The sequence below is a fragment of the Chloroflexota bacterium genome (genome assembly GCA_020850535.1).
Classification (GTDB): Bacteria; Chloroflexota; UBA6077; order UBA6077; family JACCZL01; genus JADZEM01.
The window spans coordinates 12,840-39,677 of the sequence record JADZEM010000184.1 but is presented as its reverse complement, the minus strand read 5'-3'; the positions used below and the strand labels follow the sequence as shown (position 1 = coordinate 39,677).

Genomic DNA, 26,838 nt, shown 5'->3' with positions numbered 1-26,838 from the left:
GTCGCTGCGCGACGCTCCAGTCGCACCAGTGCCGGCCGTTCCCGACGGCCGTCGCGCAGCGACTGAATGACGGTAGGCGGGGACTTCAGTCCCCGACCGCCCGTTCCATGATGCTTCGGGGACACCAATGACGGGGCGCACCGCGCGGCAGACGGATACACTGACCGGGCGACCGGACCAGCAGCACCGGCGGAGAGATCCGCCGCGAGATTCCGTGCGCAGACACGCAGTCTCCCGTATGTAGCGCGCGCTGAGTCGGTTTCATGCTGTTCGCGAGCGAACCGACGGCATGTAACCGGCGGCGCACACACGCGGCCAGAATCGCACTATCCTGGCACCAGACGGCCAACCTTAGCGACCATGCCAGGGTTGGCCGCGAACGCAGGGAAGGCGAGGCGAGCGCGATGAGGCAGCTGCAAGCGCCAGCGATCACGGACACGGCAGAGCGGCACTCATTCCCGGCGCCCGCCGGCGGCCGGTACGTCGCCAGCCGCACCCGCCTCGCGGCCTGCGACGGTGTGTCCCTGCACTACCGCTCCTGGCTCCCGACCGACCGGCCGGTTGCCGGCGCGCTGGTCTTCCTGCACGGCATCGCCAGCCACGGCGCGTGGTTCGCCGAGACGGCCGGCTTCCTCGCGGGGAACGGCATCGCCGTCTACGCACCTGACCGGCGCGGCTCCGGCCTGAGCGGCGGTCTACGGGGCCACACGCCGAGCGTCAGCCAGTTGCTCCACGACCTGGACCGCGTGGTCTGCCTCGTGGAGATCCGCCACCCTGAGACGCCGCTGTTCCTGGTCGGGTCGAGCTGGGCCGCCAAGCTGGCCCTGGCCTACGCCGCCGGGCAGCAGTCGCGGCTGGCCGGGCTGCTGCTCCACGGCCCGGGCCTCTTCCCGAAGGTCGATCTCAGCCCGTTCAGGAAGCTTCGTGTGTTGCTCGGGCGGCTCACGCGGCCAGAGCGCCAGATCCAGATCCCGCTGATCCCCGAGAACTACACCGACGACGAAGAGTACCGCGCGTACATCCGGCAGGACGCCTACCGGCTGCTGACAGCCTCGGCCCGCTTCTTCTGGGAGACGCGCCGGCTGGACCGGGCGCGGGATCAGTACGCTGCCCGCCTGAGCCTGCCCATCCTGCTGCAGATCGGCGAGCGCGACCCGATCATGGACGCCGCCGCCTCGTGCCGCTGGCTCGGCGGCCTCCTGGCGCCAGATCGCACGGCCATCACCTACCCCGACGCCTCCCACACCCTCGACTTCGAGCCGGAGCCGACGTTGCGCGCCTACCGCGCCGACCTGCTGGGCTGGCTCCGACGCCAGATCGCACAGCATGCCGCCGGCGAGGCCGCTTCGGAGGGCCGTCATGGGCGCTGATGGCCCGCGGATCCAGCGGCTTGCCGCGCACCTCGTGGAGCTGCCGTTCCGGTTCAGCTTCGGGCATGCCCTCGCCAGCCGCTCCAGCACCACCAACCTGATCGTGATGCTCCAACTGACGGATGGCAGCATCGGCTTCGGCGAGGGCGTCCCGCGCGAGTACGTCACCGGCGAGACTGCCCAGACCGCACTCGACCGCGTGGCCGACGAGTACGGCCCGGCCCTGCTCGCCCGTCAGTTGCCAGACCAGGATGTGGTCCGCGGCCTGCGCGCCCTCCGGGACGATCTCCACCTGTTCAAGCAGGCGCCCGGGGCCGCGTGGTGCGCCGTCGAGACCGCCCTGCTGGACGCGCTCGGCAAGGCCACCGGCCGTTCGGCAGCCGATCTGCTGGGTGGGGCCGTCCGTGACACGGTGACCTACGGCGGCGTCGCGCCGTTCGCCAGCGGCGCGGCCCTGATCGGCATGCTGCTGTTCTTCCGCACGTACGGCTTCAAGGACGTCAAGCTGAAGCTCGGGCGGGGCCGCGAGCACGATCTGAAGACGGTGCGGCTGGCGCGGCAGATCCTCGGGCGCGGCGTGGAGCTGCGGGCCGACGCCAACTGCGCCTGGACGGCCGATGAGGCGTTCCAGATGGCCGAGCTGCTGCGCCCGTACGACCTGGTGTCCTACGAGCAGCCGGTCCCCGCGGACGACGTCGAAGGCCTCCGACGCCTGAGCGCCGGCCTGCCTGAAGACGTCATCGTGGACGAGTCGCTGTGCAGCATGGCGGACGCCCGCCGGCTGGTCGAGGCCCACGCCTGCACCGTCCTGAACGTACGCGTCTCAAAGTGCGGCGGGCCGCTGGCAGCCCTGGAGCTGGTCGAGCTGGCAAGCCAGTCTGGACTGTTCTGTCAGCTAGGCGCACAGGTCGGGGAGAGCGGTATCCTGACCGCAGCCGGGCGGCTCGTGGCCGCTGTCGCGCAGCCGGGCTTCCGCCATCACGAGGGGGCGGACAACCTGTTCTTGCTCCGCCGGGATCTGACCGCCGAGAACCTGACGGTCAGGCCTGGAGGCCGCGGCGACGCGCTTGCCGGGCCGGGACTTGGCGTACACGTTCGCCTGGACACGCTCTTCGAACTCTCGCAGTCGCACCGCGTCGTCGGCGCATCGATGCGAACCCTGCGCGTCTCCTGAGACGCCGAACGGAGGTTGAGAACGATGAACACCCGACGCGCGACAACCGCTGTGATGGTCACGCAGCTGTGGCGCTGGTTCTCCGACGCTCGGCGCTTCGAGGATGCGACCTACAACGCGACAGTCGCGCAGGAGAAGAAGCTGCTGAGCATCATCCGGGCGCACCGCGACACCGAGTACGGCAAGCGCTTCGGCTTCGGCAGCATCCGGAACATCGGCGACTACCAGCGGAACGTGCCGATCAACACGTATGAGAACCTGTCGCCATACATCGACCGCATGACGGCCGGCGAGCAGAACGTGCTGACTGCCGAGTCGCCGCTGATGTTCGCCACCACCAGCGGCACGACCGGCAAGGCCAAGTTCATCCCCGTGACCACCTCGTCCCTGGCCGAGGTCAACCACGCCGTTCAGACCCACACCTGGCGCGTGCTCGAAGATCACCCGGAGGCCGGGGCCGGCCAGTTCATGGTCACCTCCAGCCGCGACGTGGAGGGCCGGACCTCGGCAGGCATCCCCTACGGCGCGATGTCCGGGTTCGTGGTCAAGCGGCAGCCGTCGCTGGTCCGCAGCCGTTTCGCACTGCCGTATGAGATCGCGCTGATCACCAACATCGAGCTGAAGTACTACCTGACGCTGCGGATGGCGCTGAACGCGCCGCTGACCGCCATCTCGTCCTTGAACCCCAGCAGCATCGTGCTGCTCTGCGAGAAGCTCCAGCAGTACCGCGAGGAGCTGATCCGCGACGTGCGGAACGGGACGGCGAACGCCCTCGGGCCGCTGCCGGACTGGCTGGACCGCGTCGTCAGCGCCCGGCTCGCGCCAAACCCCCGCCGGGCCGACGAGTTGGCCGCCCTGGTCCGCAACAGCGGCGAGCTCCGTCCGCTGGAGATCTGGCCGGACCTGGCCACGGTGCTCTGCTGGAAGGGCGGCACGATGCCGCTCTACTTCCGCCAGTTGCGCCGCTGGTTCCCGAACCTGCCGATCCGCGACCGTGGCTACCTCGCCAGCGAGGGCTGCGGCTCGATCCCGCTGACCGATGCTGGCTCGGCTGGCGCACTGGCCGTCACCACCAGCTTCTTCGAGTTCATCCCCGTCGAGGCGCGGGACCAGGCCAACCCGCCCGTTCTGACGGCCGCCGAGCTGCAGCCGAACCGTGACTACTACATCCTCTTCACGACCTCGGCCGGCCTGTACCGCTACGACATCAACGACGTCATCCGGGTCGTGGACTTCTACCACGACGTGCCGTTGATCGAGTTCGTCCGCAAAGGTCGGGGGATGACCTCGATGACGGGCGAGAAGCTGGCCGAGCAGCAGGTGACGGCGGCGATGATGGCGACGGTCGAGGGCACCGAGTGGGAGGACGCGATTCGGCACTTCGCAGCGGTCCCACAGTTCGACTCGCCGCCCCGCTACGCCTTCTACCTGGAGCTGAAGCAGGATCTCTCCGACGAGCAGTTGCGCGGGCTGGCCGGGCAGATCGATCATGCCCTCTGCACCGAGAACGTCGAGTACGAGACAAAGCGCGAGTCGTTGCGGCTCGGACCGGCCGTCCTGAAGATCGTCGCGCCCGGTACGTTCGACGCCTACAAGCAGGCCCGTGTGAGCGCCGGCGCGCCCGAGGCCCAGGTCAAGATCCCACACCTCACGCCAGACCGTGAGTTCGGAAAGCAGTTCACGGTCGTCCGTGAGACCGACTAGGGAGTGCGATGAACCTCGAAACGGCGCTCCGAACCGCTCCGCTGTTCGCCCCGCTGGACGAGCGTCAGCGCTCCCGCATCGGCGATCTCATGACGATCCGGCGCTTCGACCCCGGCACCACCATTCTCCGTCAGGGGACGTCGGCGGTGGCACTCTACCTGATCCTGGACGGGCAGGTCGATGTGTCGCGCGAGCCGGAAGAGGGCGGAAAGGCGGTCATCCTGGCCCGCCTGGACGAAGGCGACATCTTCGGCGAGATGGCCGTGCTCGACGATGACACCCGGTCCTCGTCGGTGGTGGCCGTCACACCGGTCCGCTGCGCGCTGCTCTCACGCTGGGAGCTGATCCAGGAGCTGCGGCGGTACCCGGAGCTGTCCATCGAGCTGATCCGGGTGCTGGCCCGGCGCATCCGCATCCTGGACGAGCGGCTGGCATCGCTGACGGCCCGCGACGCCACGTCCACGCTCGCCTGAGCCGCCAGCCCGAGCCGCGCCGCTCGCCCCTGGTCTGGTGTAGCCTTCCAGACGAGGGAGATCGGCATGTCGATACGGTTCAAGCTGTGGCTCGGCGCGATGGTCTGCGCCGCCGCCCTGCTGCTGGCGTTGAGCGGGCTGACCGTCCTGCTGGCCGGGCCGGCTATGGCCGTCGCCCCGTCGTCACTGTGGGTGACGCTCCTGCTCGCCAGCACCCTGCTGCTGACCCTCTTCGCGCCCATCGCCTGGGTGCTGGCGCGCCTCGCCTACGCGCCCGTCCGCGACGTGACGCGCACCGCCCGGCGGATCGTCGTCCACGGGCAGCTCGACGGTCGCTGCTTCTACCCTGGCCCACGCGACGACGTGGGCAACCTCGTCGTCATCATGAACGAGGTGCTGGTGCGGTACGACGCGGCGCTGGCGCGCATCATCCGCCTGCGCAGTGCGCCGCCGGCGTGCGGATGCCCACCCCCGAACACGCCGCCCGATCCGGCCGATCTCGTACTCGACCTGGAGCCGTCCGCGGCCAGCGAGGCCACGGCCAGGGCGAGCGCCGGCAGCCCGCCCCTCAGCCCACGAGGAAGCTGAGGCGGACCTGCCGCACCGGGTTGTCGACGTTGAGATCGACCAGCACGATGGACTGCCACGTCCCGAGCGCCATGCGGCCCTCGAAGACGGGGACCACCAGCGAGGGGCTGACAAACGCGGGCAGGACGTGGTCCGCGCCGTGACCGCGCGCGCCGTGCCGGTGGGTCCAGCGGTCGTCACGCGGGAGCAGCCGCCCGAGCGCCTCTTCGAGATCCGGCTCCGAGCCTGAGCCAGTCTCCATCAGCGCCAGCCCGACGGTCGCGTGCGGCGCGAAGACGTTGACCAGCCCATCGCCCAGCGGCCGACAGAACTGTGCGACGGCGGCAGTCAGATCGGTAAAGCGCTGGGCGCGCGTATCGAGAGTGAGAAGCACAGTCTTCATAGGCGGATGGTAGCCGATGCCCGGAATGAAGACCTCGAATTGGTATCAGATTAGCACACTCCTCAGGTCGCTAGGAACTGAGTACATCGGACCGGTACGATAGTGGGTAGGAGCCAGTATCTCCGTAACGGGGGCGGTAGGATGCGCGCGATTCAGACACGCGGCAAAGTCTCCGAAGACCGCAAGCTGACTGTCGATCTTCCAGCCGACATCCAACCCGGCGACCACCGTGTGGTTGTTGTGATCGACGAGTCTCAGATGGACGATCTGGCAGCGGTCGCGCAAACGGGCGGCGCATTTGATTGGCTCCACGATGAGCCCGATCTGTACAACGATGAAGACGGGGAGCGTGTGTGACCGGCGGACGCCCCCTCTCCTGAGGAGACCTCGTCCTGGTGCCGTTTCCGTTCACCGACCTCACCGGGGCAAAGCGGCGTCCTGCAGTCATCGTCGGGCGAATCGAGTCAGACGACTTGCTCCTGGCCATTGTCACGTCACAGGCCGTTGGCCTGATATCACCGTCCAGTCACCCGATGCTTCCTTCGGATCCGGAATTCTCGGCAACCGGCCTTAAGGTGCCTTCGCGGATTCGCCTGGACAAGCTTGTCACGCTGCACCGAGGACTGATCACCAGACGCCTCGGGCGCATTGGGCCGCACACGATGCAGGCGCTGGCTGGCTGCATTCGATACACCTTCGAACTCTAGAATTCACGTACACGGCGGGACAGCATCTGCCGCCGGCGTGGAGGCTCATGGCATGCCCGGCTGGGAACGGCGCACCTATAAGCTCGACGCGAACCACAAGTGGAAGGCCAAGCCCGGCTGCCAGATCTTCGTGGCCGACTGGGGCGCCGTCCGCTTCGACGTGCCGCGCGGCTGGGTGCCCGTGCCGGTCGAGGGCGGCTCGATCAGGATCTGCGACAAGACGCCACCGGACGACGATTGCGCCCTCGAAGTCTCGGTGACGCACCTGGCGCACATCGACTGGTCCGACCTGTCCCTCGCCTACCTGCTTCGCGAGGTCACGCCCATCGAGCAGCGCGGCCCGGTCACCTGGAAGAGCGAGATCACCGACGACACGCGCGGCGATCTGGAGATCGTCTGGAAGTCATCCCGCTGGATCGACCCGAGCGAGCGCCGCGAGGCCCGCTCGTTCATGTGCCTCGCGCGGAAGAACTTCACCCAGGTGCTGCTGACGTTCGACTACTGGGTGGACGACGAGCCCCGCTTCGGGCACGTCTGGGCGAACGTGCTGGAGACGCTCCAGGTGGGCGAGCAGCCGCCCGGCCTGGGTCGGCCGGGCGGCCTCGGGCGCAAGCGCCCCTGATCGGTGCTCGGATCGCCGGTCCTCAGACCGAGGTTGCGAACGGCTTGCCCGGGTCCGGCTGCGGCGTGTTGAACGCCAGGTGCACCGTTGGCTCGCTGCCGCCGTTCCAGTTGCGGTGCGGCACTCCCTTCGGGAACACGATCAGCGAGCCGGGGCCGCACTCGTGCTGCTGGCCCTCGATCTCGATGCTCATGACGCCCTTGAGCACGTAGAAGATCTGATCGACCTCATGGACGTGCATGCCCGCCGGCGAGCCGCCACCCACTGGCGTCTGGATGTAGTTGATGGTGCAGGTGCTGACGCCGGTGCCGTGGTCGATGAGGCCCTGCGAGAGCCGATCGTTCGGAGCCGCATCGAACTTTCCGAAGTCTACGCGGCGGACGTACTCCATGCGCTTCCCCTTCCTACGCGGTGGCTGATAGGCCGATTGTAGCCGGCCCGCCAGTGACGCGTAGCTGGGAGCAGCGTGAGTACACCGCCGGAGAGGCCTCATCATGGAGTCTTCAGCACGGTGTTGGCTTAGCTGACGCGGCGTCGAAGCTGAGGGTCCAGGAAGTCTCGAAGGCTGTCGCCGGTCAGGTTGATCGCCAATACGGTCAGCGTGATGGCCAGCCCAGGAAAGACCGCCAGCCACCAGAGCGGATTGAACTTTCCGACAGCGGCGCCGGCCAGCATCGTGCCCCAGCTCGGCGCCGGGGGAGGAACGCCCACGCCCACGAAGCTGAGCGCCGCCTCTGTCGTGATCGCGATTCCCAACGAGGCACTGAAGATCACCAGGAACGGAGCGACACAGGCCGGCGCGATATGCCGGAACATGATCCGGAACGTCGAGGCGCCCGAGACGCGCGCTGCGTCGATGAACACCATCTCCTTCGTCGAGATGGCCACGGCGCGGATCACTCGTGTGCAGGACGGCACCCGGGTGACCGCGATGGCGACGATGACGGTGTGCAGCCCGGCGCCCATGACCAGCAACAGCATCGTGGCCAGGATCAGCCCCGGGAACGCCAGCACGACCTCCAGGAGGCGTTGGCTGTAGAGATCGAACCGACGCCCGAGGTAGCCGCTGGCGATGCCCCAGATGAGCCCCACAAGATCGCCCAGGAGCACGGCACCGAATCCGACCATCAACGAGGTGCGCGCGCCGTGGATGAGGCGCGAGAGGACGTCCCGACCGACATCGTCCGTGCCCAGCAGGTACTCTGCCGACGGCGGCTTGCGGATGGCGCTGTAGTTCCCGGCCAGGGGATCGTACGGGGCGACCTGCTCGGCAAAAAGCGCGGCGACGATGATGACGAAGAGCACTGCCACAGCCACCACCGTCATTCCCGAGACGCGCTGGCCCCCGAGCCGTGCGAAGAGTCCGCTGTTCGCACGGCCACCACGTGGAAGCGGACCGACCGGGTCAGCAGCGAGCGGCATCCGGGCCGGCGCCGACTCCAGGACGGCGTTCGGTTCGCCCAGCATTGCACCCTCGGACATCACATCGCTCCCCACTGCAAAACTAGTCGTAGCGGATGCGCGGATCAAACCAGCCGTACGCGAGGTCCACCGCCAGGTTCACCGTTGCGAAGATCACGGCGTAGACCAGCACGAGGTTCTGGACGACCATGTAGTCTCGGTCGGCCAGCGCACGCACCAGCGCCGTGCCCAGGCCGGGTACGCCGAACGCCGTCTCAACCGCGACTGACCCGCCGAGAAGACCAGCCAGGATCAGGCCGGAGAGCGTCAGGACGGGCAGCACAGCGTTGATGAACACGTGTCGCCAGATGACCTGCCGCTCGCCAACACCCTTTGCCCTGGCCGTTCTCACAAAGTCGGCATACATGAGCTCCAGGATGGACGAGCGTGTGATGCGTGCCACGTACGCACCCGCCCCGGCCCCAAGTGCAATCGCTGGACCAATCGTCATCTGGAGATTCTTGAGCGGGTCCGTCCAGAGGTAGGCGATCTCAATCGGCGGGCGCCAGGAGAAGTAGAGAACGCCGACGAGCACCACGGCAACGCCGAGCCAGAAGCTCGGGATTGCCAGGAAGAGGGTGGCCAGCAGCCGTGCCACGTGGTCTTGCATGGACCCACGCCGAACAGCACTCAGGATGCCCACGGGAATGCCCACAAGCCAGGAAAAGACGATCGCCATCAGGGCGATCTGCACCGTGATCGGACCACGGCGGGCGAGCAGGTCCGCAACCGTGTCGTTGCGCCAGAACGACCGGCCGAGGTCGCCCTTCGCGACAGCGGCCATCCAGTCAAGGTACTGTGCGTAGAGCGGCTTGTTGAGGCCGAGATCGGAGCGAAAACGCTCCTGATCGGCGGCACTCAGGGAGACGAACGCTTCCTGCCCGAAGACGACGGAGACCGGATCGCCGGGCAGGATGCGCATCACCAGGAAGATCAGCATCGTGATGCCGATGATCGTCGGAACCGTCACGAGCAGCCGCCGCAGCAGGTAGTTGTTCATCGGACCCTGCTACCGGTCGAGCCAGACGGTGTCGTAGCGCGTGACGATGTAGCTGCCGACGATATCGTGGTTGAGCCCCTTCACGTCCTTGCGCCAGATCCGCGCAAGGTTAACCCAGCCGTGCATGAACATCGGACACTCCTGGTCGAGCAGGTCCTCCGCCTCGTGCGCGAGTGCCTTGCGCTTCTCCAGATCGAGTTCCTTGTCGATCTTCTCAAGCAAGGCGTCGAACTTCGGGTTCGAATACTTCGCGTAGTTCTGAGGGCCATCCGTCTTGAACCACTGACTCCAGTAGTCAGACGGATCGTTGATCGCGCCGGCCGGAGATCCCCACGTCAGGTGGTAATCACCCGCACGAACCGTGTCCCAGTACACCGAGGTCTCGACAGGCTTGATGACGGCTTCCAGTCCCAGATTCCGCTTGAGCATGTCCTGGAAGGCCGGTGCGTACACCTCGATGCCGGGCCCGGTGAGACCGCGCAGGAGCAGCACCAACGGCTCCTTGACGCCGTTTTCGAGGCCGGCCGCCGCCATCAGCTTCTTGGCGTCGGCGATGTCGGCATCCTTCTCCGGTCGGTAGCCCGGCAGCTTCAGGTTGTCGTCCCTGTTGGTAGCAAGTGGGCTGCTCGGATGGACCCACCGGGTGCCAACGTTGATGTTGTCCGAGAGCTCGTACACCTTGGCCAGATCCTGGCGGTTGATGGCCAGGTGGACGGCCCTTCGAACGCGGGCGTCGTTGAACGGCGCCTTCTGGGTGTTGAAGGTCGTGGTGTTCGCCCAGGTGACCGGGTTCAGCCGCGCCCCAACGTCGTTCTCACGTTTGAGCGCCTCCATGTAGGTATCCATCGAGACGCTGTCTGCGAAGTCGATCTGGCCGGACAGAACAGCTGTCCCCCGGTCCTTGCCCTCCGGAATCGAGAGGCGCTCCATCCGGTCAACATAGGGCACTTCCTTGTTCCAGTAGTTCGGGTTCTTCTCGAAGACCCACTTGTCGCGCGGCTTGAATTCCACGTACTTGTACGGACCCGTGCCCGGGTAGTCCGCCACACGCCGCAGATCGTTCTTGTTCGCTTCCAGCGACTTCTTGGAGAGGATGACGCTCCATCCGGTCGCCAGCGCCTCAAGGAAGTACCCACGCGGCTCGCTCATCACGAACTTCACGGTGAATGGATCCGGCGCTTCAATCGATTTGATCACCCGGAAGAGTTCCTGACGGATGCTCACCACGCCCTCGGGCGGGGCTTTGCGCCGTTGAAAGGTTGCGATCACATCGTCGGCGGTGAAATCGCTACCGTCGTGAAACTTCACGCCCTTCCGGAGATTGAAGGTGTACGTCGAGCCGTCCGGAGCAACCTCCCACTTCTCGGCCAGGTCCGGAACAATCGTCCGTCCGCCATCATTCGGGTTGAAGCGGATCAGGTTGTCGTACATCGGGGACTGCTGCCAGAGGTTGACGAGACTTGGCGACTGGTCCAGGTCGAAGTGGGCAGGGTCGCCGAAGCCGCCAATCTTGATGACGCCGCCACGCTTCGGATTGGCCTCGGGAGCCTTGATGGTTCCCACGCTTGGCGCGACCGCGGTCGTTGCCGCCGGCTTGGCAGCAGCCGCCTGTGGGGCGGCCGTAGGAGCAGCGGCGGTATTCTCGGCCGGCTTCGAGGCTGCTGGGGCAGCCGCCGGCTTTGCCTCACCCGGCTTGCTCTCGCCCGGCTTCGCCGGGGCCGGCGCCGACTGGCCGCAGGCCGTCAACAACGACAGCGCGGACAGCCCCACACCGATACCCAGGAACCGCCGTCGGCTCAGGGACGCGCTTCGTGATGACCTCGCAGAGCTGGACTGGAATCGCGAATGCATGGGCTTCCCCGCCTCTCTCCACCGATGCGACATTGCACGGACGCCAGCGACTGCCTATTCAGTTGCGAATCAGCCTACTGGTCTGTGATGAAACATGTCAAGTGATCGCATTTCCTCAAGCAGAACGTGACCGACCAGGCTACACTTGCCGCAACAGCGCGAGTCACCCTGAATCGCCGCGGGCCCAGGGAGGTGCGATGGAAATTTGCGCAGTATTCGGTTACATTCCCACCTGAACGCATGTCCCCCCGACAAAAGCTGCGCTCGGTTCGATCGCGTCGCCACGGCTGAATGACCTGCAAGGACGTGCGGCGGACTGCTCGTGCCGGCGGCCTGCCACGGCGTTGAAGAAGAGCAACCCAGCAGATGGGTTCCCGAAAACGGGCTTGCAGAGGACATGCTGAGTCACGAAACATTGCCTGTCCACGTGGGCGGGCCATCGCGGCGGTCCCGCTGAGCGACACGAACATGCAAGGGTTGCGACACATTGCCAGTCGATGTGGGTGGGCCTGAGGCATCTCTGGAGGCGCTGTGGCCGTACAACCAGTCTCGCGGCCGGCTGTCCGAGGCATGGATCTCGGACAGCCCGTCATCGACACCGACATCCATTGCACTGTCCCGAACGCCCAGGCCCTCTTCCCGTACCTCTCCGCGCACTGGCGCGAGTACATCACCATGTCCGCGTTCAAGGGGCCGGTTGACACAGCCTACCCCGGCAACGCCGCGACCTCCGCCCTGGACGGCACGCGACCGCCCGACGGCAGCCCGCCCGGTTCCAGCCTCCAGTTGATCCGCGAGCAGGTGCTGGATGCCTGGAACGTCGAGGTCGGCATCCTCAACTGCGCGTACAGCGTGGACGGCATCACGGCCCCGGACACCGCGGCTGCGATGGCCAGCGCCGTCAACGACTGGCTCATCGACGAGTGGCTGGCGAACGAGCCACGGCTCCGCGCCACCATGCTCGTGCCGATGCGCGTGCCGGAGATGGCCGCCGCCGAGATCGACCGCGTGGGCGATCATCCGGGCATCGTTCAGGTGATGCTGCCGGCCGTGTCGCAGTCGCTGTACGGTCAGCGGCGCTGGTGGCCCGTCTTCGAGGCGATCGAGCGCCACAACCTGGTGGCGAGCTTCCAGTTCGGCGGGGCGTCAGGCTCCCCGATGAGCGCGGCCGGCTGGCCGTCCCACTACATCGAAGAGTATGTGGACATGGCCCCGCTGTTTCAGTCGCACCTGCTGAGCATCATCTCCGAGGGCCTGCTCGACAAGTTCCCGACGCTCCGCCTCTCGATGATCGAGAGCGGGTGGACCTGGCTGCCGGGCTTCTTCTGGCGTTTCGATAAGGTCTGGAAAGGCCTCCGACGCGAGACGCCCTGGGTCAAGGCACTGCCGTCCGAGTACATCAAGGAGCGGATGCGCTTCTCGCTCCAGCCGCTGGATCTCCCGCGCGACCCGGTCATCGTGCAGCAGATCATGGAGCAGATCGACTCCGACACGCTGCTGATGTTCTCGACGGACTATCCTCACTGGCACTTCGACACGCCCGAGGAGGCGCTGCCGGTGGGCCTCACCGAGGCGCAGCGCGGCAACATCCTCTACGACAACGCCGCCAGTTTCTACGGCTTCGGGCGCCACGCCCGCTGAGCGTGAAGCGTGCCGGCCATGCACCCAGCGCGGCCGGCCTGGGAAGGCGACAAGACCCACGTCGCCAGGGAGAAGGGACACACGATGGTAGTGACGCTCGCCCAGTCCAGCGCTGATCGTCGGCAGACGAAGTTCCCCGTCATCGACGGCGACATCCACCCGACGCCGCGGTCGCCGCGCGCTTTGGACCAGTACTTTCTGACGGACGAGTGGCGCGACTTCCACCGGAACGTTGGCGGACGTGGGTTCACCGGCACCAACGTGCCGCGCACCTACCCGAACGCCGCCCGCCGGGACGCCTACCCGCCGAACGGCGGGCCAGCCGGCTCGGACCTCGACTTCATGCGGATCCAGCTGCTGGACGCCTGGAACATCGAGTACGGCATCCTGCAGCCGCTGATGGGCGCGGCCAGCATGCGAAATCTCGAATACTCGGCGGCCCTGTCGAGTGCCATCAACGAGTGGCAGATCCACGAGTGGCTGATCCCCGAGCCTCGGCTGCGGTCTGGCCTCGTGATCCCGTACGAGGACGGCCCGCTGTCGGTGACCGAGATCGAGCGGCGCGGCAGCTATGAGGGCTTCCTCCAGCTCATGTTCGCGATGCGGACCAGCGAGCCGCTGGGGCGGCGCAAGTACTGGCCGATCTACGAGGCGGCCGAGGCGCTCGGCAAGCCCATCGGCATCCACGTTGGCGGCGGCGGCGGCATGCCCGTCTCCGGGGCCGGCTGGCCGTCCTACTACATCGAGGATCACACCGGGCAGTCGATCGCCTTCATGACGCAGATCGCCAGCTTCATCTTCGAGGGCGTCTTCGAGCGGTTCCCGAAGCTGAAGGTCGTGCTGATCGAAGGCGGCTTCGCCTGGGCGCCGTCGATGGCCTGGCGGATGGATGCCGCCTGGTCCAAGCTGCGGGCCGAGGTGCCGAAGCTCCAGCGCAAGCCGTCGGAGTACCTCGCGGAGCACTTCTGGCTCACGACCCAGCCGATGGAGGAGCCGCCCGTCCCGCATCAGTTCGTGCAACTGTTGGAGCAGGCCCCCTGGCTCCAGGACAAGCTGATGTTTGCGACGGACTACCCACACTGGGACTTCGACGCACCAGACGCCTGCCTGCCGCTGACCGACCTGCCGGCCGGCTTTGAAGAGGCGCTGATGTGCGGCAACGCGCGCAAGCTCTACAACCTGCAGCCGCGCGGCTGAAGAACGATCTCAACAAGCCCCCGCGCGACAGGCGCGGGAACAGGGGAGCGTCGCTACTCCACGGCAACGGCTTGAGGGGCATGGCGGGAACAACCGTCAGGCCTCACGTGTCAAGTTGAGCGCAGCGAAACATCTCACACGCTGGAACTGAACGACTGGGTGTGAGATCCTTCGCTACGCTCAGGATGACAGTCACGCTCGGGTTGACAGTCACGCTCGGGTTGACGGCTGCGCCCGGGATGACAGTCACGCTCGGGTTGACAGCTGCGCCCGGGATGACAGTCGCGCTCAGGATGACAGTCACGCCCGGGATGACAGTCGCGCTCGGGCTCACGGTCACGCTCGGGCCGATCACAGTGGATGCCGCAGGCGTCGCGGCGCCGAATACTCTGACCTGCGAGGAAGCATGGCGAAGTACATCGTCGGGACGGTGGACGAGATCACCCCCGGCACCAGGAAGATCGTGGATGTGGGCGGCCGGTCGGTGGGCGTCTACAACCTGCATGGCGAGTTCTTTGCGATCTTGAACCGCTGCCCGCATCAGGCCGGGCCGCTCTGCCTGGGCAACGCCTACGGCTTCCTGAAGTCCGGCGCGGTGGGCGAGTATGAGTACAGCCGCCCCGGCGAGATCGTGCGCTGTCCCTGGCATGGGTGGGAGTTCGACGTGCGGACGGGGCAGTCCTGGTTCGACCCGGTCCAGGTGCGCGTCCGCCGCTACGACGTGAGCGTCACACCCGGCGCAGAGCTGGTGGCCGAAGGCGCCGACGAGACCCTGGTGGCCGGCACGCCACCCCCGCCGAATCCTGGCACCACGCCGGCCGAGGTCGCAGCGGCCACCGGCGACGCCGGCGAGACCGAGCCGGGCATGGAAGGGATGCTGAAGGGGCCATACGTGGCCGAGACGTTCCCCGTCTCCATCGAGCAGCAGTACGTGGTCGTGGAGATCGGCCGGTGACGGCGTCGTGTTCGCATGAGTAAGCTGCCGGCCTTCCCGTACGGCGCGGTCTACTTCCGCAAGTCGAACCCGCCCGCCGAGGATTGGGCGCGCGACTACGAGCTGGCGGCGGAGGATGGCAGCACCATCTTCCGCCACTGGTTCATGTGGAGCGCCATCGAGGTTGCCCCGGGCGTCCTCGACTGGGCGGACTACGATCGGCAGCTCGATCTTGCCGCCGCCAACGGCATCAGCACGGTCATCGCCGAGTTCATCACGGCAGCGCCGGAGTGGGCCTGGCGGCAGTTCGCGCATGCGCGCTTCACGGACAAGGACGGGAAGCAGGCGCACAGCACCTACAGCCACTCCTGCGCCGTGGGCGGCTTCCCGGGCCTCTGCCTCGACAACGAGGTTGTCCGCGAGGCGGCCGAACGGTTCCTGCGGGCGCTGGTCGAGCGGTACCGCGAGCACCCGGGCCTGGGCGGCTACGATATCTGGAACGAGTGCAACATCCCGCCCGCCTACTGCTTCTGCCCGGCCACGGCGGCGCGCTTCCGCGCGTGGCTCCAGCAGAAGTACGGCGAGGTTCGCACGCTGGCCCAGGCCTGGCGACGGTACAGCATCGCATCCTGGGAGGACGCCGAGCCGCCGCGCACGCTCGCGCCATACCCGGACGTGCTGGACTGGCTCCAGTTCCGCATCGACAACGCCTACCGCCTGATGCGCTGGCGAGCGGACCTGATCCGGTCCCTCGACGGCGTCCACCCGGTCACGGCGCACGGCGTCGCGCTCTCGATCTCGAACATGGCTGACGGCGCGTGCCACGAGTGGCGGGCCGCCTCCGAGGTCTCGACCTACGGCTTTACGTGGGTCGCCTCACGGCGCGGCAACCAGCCCTGGAAGCAGTGGCACGCCGTGGACGTGGTCCGGGCCGGCTCGCGCGGCAAGCCGTTCTGGCACGCCGAGGCCCAGGCCGGCCCGCTCTGGATGCAGCCCCAGGTCATCGGGCGGGAGCGCGAAGATGGCCGCATCACCGACCCTGAGGACATCCGCCTCTGGAATCTGACCTCGTTTGCTGGCGGCGCGACGGGGCTGCTCTACCCGCGCTGGCGGCCGCTCCTCGACGGCCCGCTGTTCGGCGCGTTCGGCGCCTACGGCATGGACGGCTCGCGGACGCCCCGCTCCGAGATGCTCTGCCAGATCGCGCAGTGGGCGGCCAGCCCGCAGCAGGCCGATCTGTGGGCCGGCCGCCCGGTGCGCGGCGAGATCGGCATCGTAGTGGTGCCGGAGTCGCAACTGTTCTGCTACGCCCAGCAGGGCAGCACGGACCTCTACGCCCAGAGCGCGCGCGGCGCGTACAGCGGCTTCTTCGAGATCGGCCTTCAGCCCGACTGGGTGCTGATCGACCACATCGACGAGTACGACATCCTCTACCTGCCGATGCCCGCGATGTTGCCCGCGTCAGTGGCCGTGCGGCTGAAGGAGTGGGTGGCGCGCGGCGGCACCCTGATCTCGGAAGGGTGCCCGGGCTACTTCGGGGACAACGGGCACGTCGGCACGATCCAGCCGAATCACGGCCTGGACGAGCTGTTCGGGGCGAGCGAGGCCCACGTCGAGTTCACGCCCGACCTGCTCGACGGCCTGACCGTCGCCGTTGGCGACTACACCCTGCCCGGTGGCGGCTTCCTCCAGACCTACGAGCCGACGACTGGCACAGCGGCCGGCGTCTACGCCGGGCCAGCGGCCGGGCGGTACGCCGAGGGCCAGGTCGCGGTGGTGGATCACCAGTTTGGCGGCGGACGAACGCGTCTGATCGGCACGTTCGTCGGGTACGGGCAGTACCGACAGCCGGGGCTGGCGTTCCAGGCGCTGGCCGAGTGGGCCGGCGTGGACCCTCACACGACGGTCACCACCGACCACGACAGCGACGCCCGGATGGTCGTGGCGCGTCTGCACCAGAGCCGCCGTTCGACGTTCCTCTGGGTGCTCAACCACAGCCGCCGGCCGACGAGCGTCAAAGTCGAGCTGAGCGAGCGGCACGGCCCATACTGGTCCGTGCGGCCACGGTGGGGCGAGGGCACGGCCTCCGTGAACGGCCAGACGGTGACGGTCTGGCTGGACGGCCGCGACGGCGCGATTCTGGAGCTGCGGTAGCCGAAGCCGCCCAGGGGACGGCCCTCACCGGCAGATGCCCCCTCACCCCCAGCCCCTCTCCCTCAAGGGGAGAGGGGAGACGAGCAGGACGCCGGCGGCCCGTCCCCTGTGTGCGGGTCTCACAGTCTGGGAACGAGCGGTTCTCTCACTCCGCCCCCCTCTCCCCTTGAGGGAGAGGGGCTGGGGGTGAGGGGTTTCGTCAGCCTACTTGTCCATCCACAGCTCGGTGGACATCACCAGGGCCTGCCCGAACGGCGGCTGCCACCCCTTCAGCGACTTCTGCGTCGCGATGACGCCCTGCCGCCGCCAGATGAAGCAGACGTAGCTCTCGTCGGCGACGATCTCCTGCGCCTTCTCGTAAAGCTCCTGGCGCTTCGGCAGCTCATAGGTGGTGCGGCCGGCGTCGAACAGCTTCTCCAGCTCCGGGTTGTTGACGCCCATGTAGTTGCCAGGACCCTTGTCCGCAAACCGATACCCGAGCACGATGTCGGGATCGGGGCGGACGCCGCTGAGCAGCGTGCCCATCTCGAAGTCGCCGGCCAGCGTCTTCTGCACCCAGGCCACGCGCTCGGACGGGCGGATGGTCATCTTGATGCCGACCTTCTCCAGCATCTGCTGGTAGGCCTGCGCGTTCTGCTGGTCCTCGGGCCGCGAGATGATATCGACGGTCACCTCGAAACCGTTCGGCATGCCAGCCTCGGCCAGAAGCTGCTTCGCCTTGTCAGGGTTGTAGTCAAACCTGGGCAGCTTGTCGTTGTAGCCGATCTGCCCGGGCACCAGGTGGTAGTAGTTGGCCTCGCCGATGCCCGCCCCGAGCGCCTTCGCCAGGGCCTCGCGGTCGATGGCGTAGTTGACCGCCTGCCGCACCTTCTTCATGCCGTCGCCAGCGAAGCGCGCGCCGGGGCGGGCGTTGAAGGCGATCATGTACATCGTGGCGTTCCACGGCATCCGGGTGATCTGCAGCTTCGGATCGGACTCGACGGTCGGCACATCGCGTCCAGCCACGCCGTTGATCAGGTCGTAGTCGCCGGTCCGCATCGCCACCAGGGCGGCGTTCCAGTCCTGCTGATACTTGCAGACGACCTCGTCCATGTACGGCAGCGGCTTCCCATCCGCGCCCTGCTTCCAGTACTGGTCGAACTTCTGGTAGACCACCTGGCTGCCCGGCTTGTACTCGGTCAGCTTGAACGGCCCCGTGCCCACGGACCCCGTCGCGATGCCCTGATCGCCAACCTTCTCGGCCCAGGTGGGGGACATCATGCCGCCGACGTTGTCGGCGTCCGCCGAGAGGTTCACGAAGAGCGTCGGGCTGGGCGTCTTCAGCTTGAGCTTGATGGTGTTCGCATCGACGACCTCGACCGTGTCGATGCCGGCCGTCGAGATCTTCGCCGACGACTTCGGGTGCGTCATCATCCGGTTCAGGTTCCACTTGACGGCCTCAGCGTTGAAGTCCGTGCCGTCGTGGAACTTGACGCCCTTCCGCAGCTTGAAGATGGCGGTCAGCGGGTCCGGCAGCTCCCAGGACTCGGCCAGCCCCGGCTTGACCTCCCAGGCCCCGGTCTGCGGGTTCTGATCGAGGCGGGTCAGATAGTCGTAGGTCAGCACCATGTCGATGCTGTTGGTCTGGGCCGTGTGCGGATCGAGTGTCGGCCACTCGTTCTGACGGTGCAGCTTCATCGAGCCGCCACGCTTGATGTTGGCGTTCGCCTGCGGCTTGGCCGCCTCGGCTGGCTTCGCGGCCTCCGCCGGCTTGGCCGCCTCGGCGGGCTTCGCGGCTTCGGCAGGCTTGGCGGCTGCTGGCGCCGCCAGCGCCGGCGTTGGCACCACGACCTGCACGGCAGCCGTTGGCTTCGCAGCGGCCGGCGCTTCCGTCGGCTTGGCCGCTGCTGGCGCGGAGCCGCCGGCCGGCGCGGAAGCCTGCTGCCCACAGGCTGCCAGCAGACCGGTTCCGGCAGCCATCAGCCCGAACTTGAGCATCGTTCGACGAGAGATGGTCGACGACGACCTGAACATGCCTGCACCTCCACTGTGCCTGGCCCTTCGTATCGTCAGACGCCGCCCGGGTATGCCACAATCGTTTGTGCCGCCGGGTGACAGCGCTCGCAACGGGCCTCGTGCCCGCTTCCGTCGAACGGTAACGGTCCCCTCGTCCGGTGTCAAGAACTCCCCAGCAGGCCGCTCCAGTGCCTTGACGTTCCGCGCGGCCGGTCCCTACCATCGATTCAGCGAGGACATGCTGCCACGTCGGTAGTTCTTGGGTAGCTCTTGCTCAGCGGATCGTCGTCTAGATCGCGCAGCCTATGACCGCCACTGCTGGCGGATCAGTCTCGTCATCGTGGAGAGAGACGCATGGCGTACCTGCCATTTGCGCCGGCCGATCTGGCACGGCGCCTTGTGAGCTGACCGGCGATGTGGATGTACGTCATTCGGCGCTTGATCCTGATGGTCCCGGTCGTCTGGCTGGTCTCGGTCATCGCCTTCAGCATCATCCTGCTGCTGCCGGGCGATCCGGCCCTGGCGATCCTCGGGCCGGAGCGCGCTCGCGACACCGTCGCCTACCAGGCGATCCGCGCCGAGCTGGGCCTGGACCGCTCGATTCCCATCCAGTATGTGAGCTGGGTCTCCAAGATGCTGGTGGGCGACTTCGGGAACTCGGCGCACTACCAGCAGCCCGTGACAAAGCTTGTCGGCTCCAGCATCTCCCCAACGGTGCAGCTCGCCCTGATGTCGATGATCGTCGCGCTGATCATCGCGCTGCCCATCGGGATCATCTCGGCGGTCAAGCCCGGCTCGTGGCTCGATGTGATCGGCACGACGCTGGCGCTCTCGGGTGTGGCGATCCCGAACTTCCTGCTGGGGATCCTGTTGATCCTGCTGTTCGCCCTGGTGTTGCGCTGGTTTCCGGCTGGCGGGTACGTCCCGTTCACCGAGAACCCTGGTGAGTCCCTCAGGCTGATGCTGCTGCCGGCGTTCGCGCTCGGGACGGGTCTGGCGGCCGTCCTGATGCGCCAGATCCGCAGCGCCATGCTCGAAGTGATGAACCAGGACTACGTGACCACGGCTCGCTCGAAGGGATTGAACACCCGAGCGGTGGTGCTCCGTCACGCCCTGATGAATGCCCTGATCCCGGTCATCACGGTGGTCGGCGTGCAGGTCGGCCGGCTGATGGGCGGCACCGTGGTGATCGAGACGATCTTCTCGGTGCCGGGCATGGGCAAGCTGGCCGTCGCCGCCATCTTCTACCGCGACTTCCCCGTGGTGCAGGCCGTCGTGCTGCTGATGGGCACCGCCATCCTCTTCTCGAACCTGATCACCGACCTGCTGTACGGCGTGCTCGACCCGCGTGTGAGGTACGACTAGATGGCACAGGCAGCCTCGCTCCCCGAGTCCACGGCTGGCGTACCGGTCGTGCCGGCCGGCCGTGCAGACTCGACCCGGCTCCGTGGCTTTCGCATCTTCATGCGGCGATTGCTCAAGGTGCGCGGCGCGGGCCTGGGCCTCGGCGTCCTGCTGCTGCTGGTGGCGATGGCGCTCACGGCCCCGCTCATCTCACCGCAGGATCCCGTGCGCCAGGATCTCCTGGCGACGCTCGATGCGCCCTCCGCGAAGCACCTGTTCGGCACCGACGATCTCGGACGTGACGTGCTCTCACGGGTGATCTACGGCTCACGCGTCTCGCTGATCGTCGGCCTGATCTCGATTGGCGTGGCCCTGTTCGGCGGCGTACTGGTCGGGCTGACGGCCGGGTACGTCGGCGGGCTGGTCGACGACATCCTCATGCGGGTGATGGACGCGATCTCGGCGTTCCCGTCGCTGGTGCTGGCGCTGGCGATCACTGCCGCGCTCGGAGCCGGCATCGAGAACGCGATGATCGCCATCGGCATCGTCTACACGCCCCTCTTCGCGCGCCTGATCCGCAGCCAGGCGCTGACCATCCGCGAACTGGACTACTGCCTCGCGGCGCGGACGCTCGGTGCGGGGCCGCTGCGGATGATGTTCCGCCACATCTGGCCGAACGCCACCGCGCCGATCATCGTGCAGGCCTCGTTGTCGGTCAGCTCGGCCATCATCGTCGAAGCGTCGCTCTCGTTCCTGGGTGTCGGGATCCTGCCGCCCACGCCCTCGTGGGGCTCGATCTTGAACGACGGCTACAAGGTGCTCCAACTGGCGCCGTGGATGGCGATAGCGGCCGGCGGCGCGATCTTCGTGACGGTGCTCGGGCTGAACTTCCTGGGCGACGGCCTCCGCACGGCGCTCGATCCCCGGATGTCGCGGCGCGGCGACTGACGAACTGGGAGACGCCGGTCACCCCGCCCTCAGCCGCACACCGGTTGAGCCGCGGACAAGAGCGACATGGCGCAGATCGGCAGCGCCGAGCATCGCGTCGAAGTTCCTCTGTTGCGCTGTCGTCCCGAGCTTGCGAAGGACCTCGCCCGCCGACGCGAACGTTGACGGCCAGCGGGTGAGATCCTTCACGTTCCTCGTTCCTCGGTCCGTTCAGGATGACACGTATAGTCCAGCACGTTCGCGCGGCCCTTCAGGTACCTTCACGTCCCGCGTTCCTCGGTCCGTTCAGGATGACACGGCTTCTTGCGCACAGCACGGGGATCGCGTTCGTCCTTACTGAGCATTGCTACTGAGCATTGGCCGTCGCCGAGTGCGTGCAGGGCGCGTGTTCGCAGGTGGGCTACCATCGGGGCATGGTGGAGTCGTCCCCAAAGCCGATCCTGGTCGGCGCGAGCCTCTCGCTGAGCGGCCGGTTCGCCGTGCAGGGGCGGCAGGCGCATGACGGCCTGACGCTGTGGGCCGAGCACGGGAACAAGGCAGGCGGCATCATCGTCGAGCCAGGCGAGCCGCGACGGCCGATCCGCCTGGTCGTCTACGACGACAGTGGCAGGCAGGCTGACGCTGCCGCCAACACGCGCCGCCTCATCAGCGAGGACCGCGTCGATCTGCTGTGTGGGCCGTACTCCAGCGTCCTGGCGCTGGCTGCCGCCGAGGTGGCCGCCGAGCAGGACGGTACCCTCTGGAACCACGGCGGCTCGTCCGACGCGATGGTCGCGCGGGGCTGGCGGCACGTCGTGAACCTGCTCTCGCCGGCCACCGCCTACTTCGCGCCACTGCTGGATATCGCGGTGCAGAGCGCCCACCGGCCGATCCGGCGGGTAGCGCTGGTCTACGGCGCACGCGGAACGTTTCCGGCAGCGGTGATTGGCGGTGCGGAGGCGCACGCACGACGGCTGGGCCTCGAGGTGGTGCTACAGGCGGCCTACCCGAAGGAGCCTGACCCACTCCGCGCGCTCGTGCGGCAGATCGCCGATCTTGAGCCGGACATCATCCTCGGGGCTGGCGTGACCGAGGCCGACATCGCGTTTGCGCGAGCACTGCGGGCGCAGGCCGTCCAGGCAGCCGTCGTCGGGCTGGTGGCGGCCGGCGTCCAGGCGTTTGCGGATGCGCTCGGGGCAGACGCGGACGGCTTCTACGGTCCGAGCCAGTGGGAGCCGACACTCCAGGATCGGCCAGAGATCGGACCGACGTCATCGGCGTTCGCGGCAGCGTTCCGAGCGCGCTTCGGGACTGCGCCGGACTATCCGGCCGCGCAGACCTACGCGGCCGGGCTGATTGCGGGTCACTGCATCGGGGTGGCCCGCTCGCTGGACGACAAGGCCGTGCGCGCAACGGCCGCTGCCCTCGACACCAGCACCTTCTACGGCCGCTTTCGCGCCGATCCGCGTACCGGCCAGCAGATCGGGCATCAGGTGGTGGCGGTGCAGTTGCAGTCAGGCCGCAAGGTCATCGTCTGGCCGCGCGAGGTCGCTACGGGCAGCATCGCCCTCCGCTGACCGCGTCACCGTCGGGCCAGCATCGGCCGCGCCGACCGTGCTAGCATCGACGGCTGGTAAGCCGGCAGCACTGACCGCTGCCGCACGGAGGATCCAGGTGGAATACCGCGCGTTGGGAGACACCGGGCTGACGGTCTCGGCCATCGGCTTCGGCTGCTGGGAGATGGGGAACCCGGGCTACGGCAGCACCGACGACAGCGAGGTCATCGCGGCGGTCCATCGCGCGATGGATCTCGGCGTGACGCTGTTTGACACGGCCCCGAACTACGGCTTTGGCGGCTCCGAGATCGTCCTCGGAAAGGCGCTGGCCGGCCGCCGCGACGACATCATCCTGGTCAGCAAGGTGGGGATCACCTGGGATCCGGTCACCTTCACCGCCAAGTTCGATGGCCGCTACTCCACCATCAAGCGCATCAACGAGGAGAGCCTGAAGCGGCTCGGCACGGATCACGTCGACCTGCTGCTGATGCACTGGCCCGACCCTGAGACGCCCATCGCCGAGACGATGCGGGCGCTCGAAGAGCTCAAGGCCGAGGGGAAGACCCGGCATATCGGCGTCTCCAACTTCACCGCCTATGAGCTGCGGACGGCTAAGGGCTTCGCGCCGATCTGCGCCAACCAGGTCGGCTACAACATGTTCGACCGGCGCTGGGAACGGGAGATGATGCCCACGGCCCAGGAGATCGGCGTCGGCATCATGGCGTACGGACCGATGGCGCACGGGCTGCTGACGGGCACGCTGCCCCGCGAGAACGCCTTCGACGAGAAGGACTGGCGGCGGAACGGCCTGCTGTTCGGGCAGCGGCTGTTCGGGCCGAACCTGGGGACGAACCTGGATGTTGTGGACAAGCTGGCTGCCGTGGCCGCCGACCTGAACACGACACTGCCACGCATGGCGCTGGCCTGGGTGCTCAAGAACCCGGCCGTCTCGGTGGCGCTCTCCGGCTGCCGCTCGCCCCGCGAGATCGAGGAGAACGTCGAGGCGCTGAACCTCGCACTGCCACAGCGCGCCCTCGACGAGATCGACGAGATCCTGAAGGGCGCGGCCGGCCAGACCGACGTGGTCCCCGGCCGGCACCATCTACCGCCGGTGGCGTAGTCTCGTCCGCAGTCTAGAAGGCCCTCACCCCCCGACCCCCTCTCCCGGTGCGCGGGAGAGGGGGAGACACGCGCGACTGTCGTGCCTCCCCCTCTCCCGCGCACAGGGAGAGGGGGTCGGGGGGTGAGGGCCTGGTCCAGGGGTCGGGGGGTGAGGGCCTGGTCCAGGGGTCGGGGGGTGAGGGCCTCCCTCCCTACCGTCCAGACACGCCGTGCTGCGCCAGATCCTCGCTGCTCAGCCCGTTGCGGCGGATGATGTCCCGGTACAGGTAGGCGCTCGGCTTGGGGCGGCGCTCCTGCGTCTCGAAGTCCACGTAGACCAGCCCGAAGCGCGCCGCCGTGCCCTCGGCCCACTCGAAGTTGTCCATGCTGGTCCAGTGGACGTATCCGCGCAGGTTGACGCCGGCCTGCATCGCCCGGTGGCACGCTTCCAGGTGGCGGATCAGGTAGCGGGGCCGTAGCTCGTCCTGGCCGTCAGGCTCGGGGATGCCGTTCTCGGTCACCATCACCTCGCGCCCGCTGGACGGCGGCGCGGCTGCCAGCAGCGCCCGCTCAAGCCCCTCCGGGAAGATCTCCCAGCCAAGCTGGTTGCGCTCGACCTCGTGGAACTGCTCGCGGCCGAAGCCCAGCCGGGCCGCCCGCAGCTCGAAGCGGTCCACCTGTCGGGTGTAGTAGTTCACGCCGACCCAGTCCTCGGTATCCGCGAGCCAGGGGATCCTCGCGCCAGTGCCGAGCGGCGGGACCAGCCGGCCGGTCCGCAGCGCAATCGGGAACGCCTGGTTCATCCAGTGATTCCGCGCCCGCGCCAGCAGACGATCCGAGCGTCGGAGCGGATCGTCCGGGTCGAACAGCCGCCAGTGGTGCGCCACACCGATTCTCGCATCCGGCTGCGCCTGCTTCATGGCGTGGTAGGCCCGGCCGTGCGCCAGCGCGAGGTTCCGCATCGCCGTGAAGCAGCCGCGCAGGTCGTTCGCGCGGTTCGGCGGCCAGAGGCCGAGGATCCAGCCCTGCGAGGCGTAGACCCCAGGTTCGTTGATCGTCATCCAGTAGCGGACGAGATCGCGGTACTCGTGCACGACGCGCTTCGCGTACCGTGCGAAGCGGCCCACCGCCTCCCGATTGAGCCAGCCGCCACGCTCGGCGAACCAGATCGGGTTCGAGAAGTGGTGCAGCGTCACAATCGGCTCGATGCCGTGCGCCCGCAGCGATTCCAGCACCTTGCGGTAGTGGTCGAGTGCCTCATGGCTCAGCTCGCCAGGGCGCGGCTCGATCCGGCTCCACTCCAGCGAGAGGCGATGCGCCGTCTGCCCGAGGCCGCCGAGCATGCGGAAGTCCTCGTCGAAGCGGTTGTAGTGGTCGCAGGCGAGGCCGGACTTAAACGGGACGCGTCCAGCTTGCTCGGCCGCCCACCAGTCGTTGTTGTCGTTATTGCCTTCCACTTGATGGGCAGCGGTGGCCGATCCCCACAGGAAGCCGGCCGGAAAGATGCGCGGCGCAGGAAGCTGACGAGATTGCTCGGTACTCACGGCGTCCGCAGATGCATGACGCGTACCGTGACGGCCTGCCAGCGGCGGCGGGCTGCCAGCAGCAGCCAGACCAGCGGGACCGGCGCCAGCACGGCGAGGTGCAGCACCACCACGTAGGCGGCGGCCAGCCCCGGCTCTGCGCCGAAGCTGTCCACCAGCAGCGAGCTGACCGGCATGTGAAACGTGCCGACGCCCGCTGGCGCACCGGGCACGGCGAACGCGAAGTTGGCGACGCCCACCGCCGCAAACGGGATCGTCGGTGTGGTGATCCAGCCGAAGGCGACCAGCAGGCAGTAGTAGGCAGCGGCTTCGGCGGCCCAGGCCAGCACCGAGAGCTGCGCGGCGCGCGCCAGCAATCGCGGACCCCGCCGATGGGCCGCGCCGGCCGCCTGATCGAGCAGACGGCGTGGGCTCCAGACGGGGGCCGTCTGGGCAGCGTCGGTCGGCGGCCTGCCGAGATACCAGCTCGCGATGGGGATGGCGAGCAGCGTCGGCAGGTAGATCGCCATCGCGCCCATCCCGAGCGTCAACGGCCAGCCGTCCACGCCGTCCAGCAAGGCCGCCGCCGTGATGAACGTCCCGAAGATCAGGCCGTCTACCAGCCGCTCCAGCAGCTCAGCAGCCGCCACGTCGGTCAGCCTGACGCCCGGCAGCCGCACGGCGAGGAACACCTTGACCGCGTCGCCTCCGCGCATCGGCAGACCGAGGCCGGCCAGCGCCGCCGAAATGCCCACGCCCAGCAATTGAGAGGTCGGCAGGGGCGCGGCCGGGGCCAACAGGACGCCCCACCGCACGGCCCGCAGCCAGAGGTTGACACAACCGAACAGCAGCACCGGGATCATCCACCAGAGCGCCATCCCGCTGAACGCGCTTCCGACCTCGTTGAAGTCAAGGCGGGAGATGAAAGCCGCCGAGCATCCCAGCCCGAGGGCCGGACCGGCGAGCCGAACTGCACGGTGATTCAGCAGGCGGTGGAAACGTCCCATGAGCGGTGGCTGCGCCCCTGCAAAAATGGTCCCAGACTCGGCCAGGCGTCTGTTAGAAAGAGAACGACGGCCGGCTGGATCGGAGGATGCCTCGGGAGCGCCGATCTGCGCCAGCCGGCAAACTGTA

24 protein-coding genes are annotated in these 26,838 nt (G+C 67.7%); 16 read left to right on the top strand and 8 right to left on the bottom strand.

The window, feature by feature from the left end; translation table 11 throughout:
• Positions 1-404 precede the first annotated feature (404 nt).
• The 5 genes from IT306_26025 to IT306_26005 all read left to right on the top strand — a co-directional run bounded on the left by IT306_26025 (position 405) and on the right by IT306_26005 (position 5,309).
• On the top strand, positions 405-1,370 hold the full coding sequence (locus IT306_26025; protein MCC7371900.1) for an alpha/beta fold hydrolase: 966 nt from the start codon (positions 405-407) through the stop codon (positions 1,368-1,370).
• Positions 1,360-2,544: a hypothetical protein gene (locus IT306_26020; GenBank protein ID MCC7371899.1), complete on the top strand. Its 1,185-nt coding sequence runs from the start codon at positions 1,360-1,362 to the stop codon at positions 2,542-2,544. The genes IT306_26025 and IT306_26020 overlap by 11 nt, the downstream gene beginning before the upstream one ends.
• A 24-nt stretch (positions 2,545-2,568) precedes the next feature.
• Positions 2,569-4,248 carry a GH3 auxin-responsive promoter family protein gene (locus tag IT306_26015; protein ID MCC7371898.1) on the top strand — a complete coding sequence of 560 codons (1,680 nt, stop codon included), beginning with the start codon at positions 2,569-2,571 and terminating at the stop codon, positions 4,246-4,248.
• An 8-nt stretch (positions 4,249-4,256) separates the two neighbouring features.
• Positions 4,257-4,721 carry a cyclic nucleotide-binding domain-containing protein gene (locus IT306_26010; protein MCC7371897.1) on the top strand — a complete coding sequence of 155 codons (465 nt, stop codon included), beginning with the start codon at positions 4,257-4,259 and terminating at the stop codon, positions 4,719-4,721.
• A gap of 66 nt (positions 4,722-4,787) precedes the next feature.
• The gene (locus IT306_26005; protein ID MCC7371896.1) at positions 4,788-5,309 is read left to right on the top strand and encodes a hypothetical protein; all 522 of its coding nucleotides are present in this window, start codon (positions 4,788-4,790) and stop codon (positions 5,307-5,309) included.
• On the opposite strand, the gene IT306_26000 is transcribed toward IT306_26005, so the two are convergent.
• Positions 5,290-5,691: a YjbQ family protein gene (locus tag IT306_26000; protein MCC7371895.1), complete on the bottom strand. Its 402-nt coding sequence runs from the start codon at positions 5,689-5,691 to the stop codon at positions 5,290-5,292. The two genes, IT306_26005 and IT306_26000, sit on opposite strands and share 20 nt — an antisense overlap.
• 141 nt (positions 5,692-5,832) lie before the next feature.
• On the opposite strand from IT306_26000, the gene IT306_25995 reads away from it, so the two are divergent.
• Genes IT306_25995 through IT306_25985 form a run of 3 tightly spaced genes read left to right on the top strand, consistent with a single transcriptional unit; the run spans position 5,833 to position 7,020 of the window.
• On the top strand, positions 5,833-6,048 hold the full coding sequence (locus IT306_25995; protein MCC7371894.1) for a hypothetical protein: 216 nt from the start codon (positions 5,833-5,835) through the stop codon (positions 6,046-6,048).
• A gap of 38 nt (positions 6,049-6,086) precedes the next feature.
• A complete protein-coding gene (locus IT306_25990; GenBank protein MCC7371893.1) occupies positions 6,087-6,398 on the top strand; it encodes a type II toxin-antitoxin system PemK/MazF family toxin in 312 nt (103 codons plus the stop codon).
• Positions 6,399-6,450: 52 nt separating this feature from the next.
• The gene (locus tag IT306_25985) at positions 6,451-7,020 is read left to right on the top strand and encodes a hypothetical protein (GenBank protein ID MCC7371892.1); all 570 of its coding nucleotides are present in this window, start codon (positions 6,451-6,453) and stop codon (positions 7,018-7,020) included.
• 22 nt (positions 7,021-7,042) lie between these two features.
• Here IT306_25985 and IT306_25980 read toward each other — a convergent pair whose 3' ends face one another.
• From IT306_25980 to IT306_25965, 4 genes are all read right to left on the bottom strand, one after another.
• Positions 7,043-7,411, bottom strand: coding sequence for a cupin domain-containing protein (locus tag IT306_25980; GenBank protein MCC7371891.1), 369 nt, complete (start codon positions 7,409-7,411; stop codon positions 7,043-7,045).
• Between the two features lie 128 nt (positions 7,412-7,539).
• Positions 7,540-8,502 (bottom strand): ABC transporter permease, encoded by a 963-nt coding sequence (locus IT306_25975; GenBank protein ID MCC7371890.1) that lies wholly within the window; start codon positions 8,500-8,502, stop codon positions 7,540-7,542.
• A gap of 22 nt (positions 8,503-8,524) precedes the next feature.
• Complete coding sequence (locus IT306_25970; GenBank protein MCC7371889.1) at positions 8,525-9,481, bottom strand: ABC transporter permease; 957 nt, start codon at positions 9,479-9,481, stop codon at positions 8,525-8,527.
• A gap of 9 nt (positions 9,482-9,490) precedes the next feature.
• Complete coding sequence (locus IT306_25965; protein MCC7371888.1) at positions 9,491-11,251, bottom strand: ABC transporter substrate-binding protein; 1,761 nt, start codon at positions 11,249-11,251, stop codon at positions 9,491-9,493.
• Between the two features lie 651 nt (positions 11,252-11,902).
• Between IT306_25965 and IT306_25960 the strand changes: the two genes are divergently transcribed.
• The 4 genes from IT306_25960 to IT306_25945 all read left to right on the top strand — a co-directional run bounded on the left by IT306_25960 (position 11,903) and on the right by IT306_25945 (position 17,258).
• Positions 11,903-12,973, top strand: coding sequence for an amidohydrolase (locus IT306_25960; protein MCC7371887.1), 1,071 nt, complete (start codon positions 11,903-11,905; stop codon positions 12,971-12,973).
• 84 nt (positions 12,974-13,057) lie between these two features.
• On the top strand, positions 13,058-14,170 hold the full coding sequence (locus IT306_25955; protein ID MCC7371886.1) for an amidohydrolase: 1,113 nt from the start codon (positions 13,058-13,060) through the stop codon (positions 14,168-14,170).
• A 406-nt stretch (positions 14,171-14,576) separates the two neighbouring features.
• Entirely contained in the window at positions 14,577-15,125 is a 549-nt protein-coding gene (locus IT306_25950) for a Rieske (2Fe-2S) protein (protein MCC7371885.1), read from the top strand.
• Between the two features lie 15 nt (positions 15,126-15,140).
• Complete coding sequence (locus IT306_25945) at positions 15,141-17,258, top strand: beta-galactosidase (protein ID MCC7371884.1); 2,118 nt, start codon at positions 15,141-15,143, stop codon at positions 17,256-17,258.
• A gap of 204 nt (positions 17,259-17,462) precedes the next feature.
• On the opposite strand, the gene IT306_25940 is transcribed toward IT306_25945, so the two are convergent.
• A complete protein-coding gene (locus IT306_25940) occupies positions 17,463-19,271 on the bottom strand; it encodes a hypothetical protein (protein MCC7371883.1) in 1,809 nt (602 codons plus the stop codon).
• 396 nt (positions 19,272-19,667) lie between these two features.
• Here IT306_25940 and IT306_25935 point away from each other — a divergent pair, with 396 nt between their 5' ends.
• The 4 genes from IT306_25935 (at position 19,668) to IT306_25920 (ending at position 24,200) form a co-directional block, all read left to right on the top strand.
• Positions 19,668-20,618 carry an ABC transporter permease gene (locus IT306_25935; protein MCC7371882.1) on the top strand — a complete coding sequence of 317 codons (951 nt, stop codon included), beginning with the start codon at positions 19,668-19,670 and terminating at the stop codon, positions 20,616-20,618.
• Positions 20,619-21,545 carry an ABC transporter permease gene (locus IT306_25930; protein MCC7371881.1) on the top strand — a complete coding sequence of 309 codons (927 nt, stop codon included), beginning with the start codon at positions 20,619-20,621 and terminating at the stop codon, positions 21,543-21,545.
• 413 nt (positions 21,546-21,958) lie between these two features.
• On the top strand, positions 21,959-23,101 hold the full coding sequence (locus tag IT306_25925; protein ID MCC7371880.1) for an amino acid ABC transporter substrate-binding protein: 1,143 nt from the start codon (positions 21,959-21,961) through the stop codon (positions 23,099-23,101).
• Between the two features lie 97 nt (positions 23,102-23,198).
• Entirely contained in the window at positions 23,199-24,200 is a 1,002-nt protein-coding gene (locus IT306_25920) for an aldo/keto reductase (protein MCC7371879.1), read from the top strand.
• Between the two features lie 193 nt (positions 24,201-24,393).
• Here IT306_25920 and IT306_25915 read toward each other — a convergent pair whose 3' ends face one another.
• Positions 24,394-25,725: a glycoside hydrolase family 1 protein gene (locus tag IT306_25915; GenBank protein ID MCC7371878.1), complete on the bottom strand. Its 1,332-nt coding sequence runs from the start codon at positions 25,723-25,725 to the stop codon at positions 24,394-24,396.
• Entirely contained in the window at positions 25,722-26,711 is a 990-nt protein-coding gene (locus tag IT306_25910; protein ID MCC7371877.1) for a flippase-like domain-containing protein, read from the bottom strand. The genes IT306_25915 and IT306_25910 overlap by 4 nt, the downstream gene beginning before the upstream one ends.
• Between the last annotated feature and the right edge of the window lie 127 nt (positions 26,712-26,838).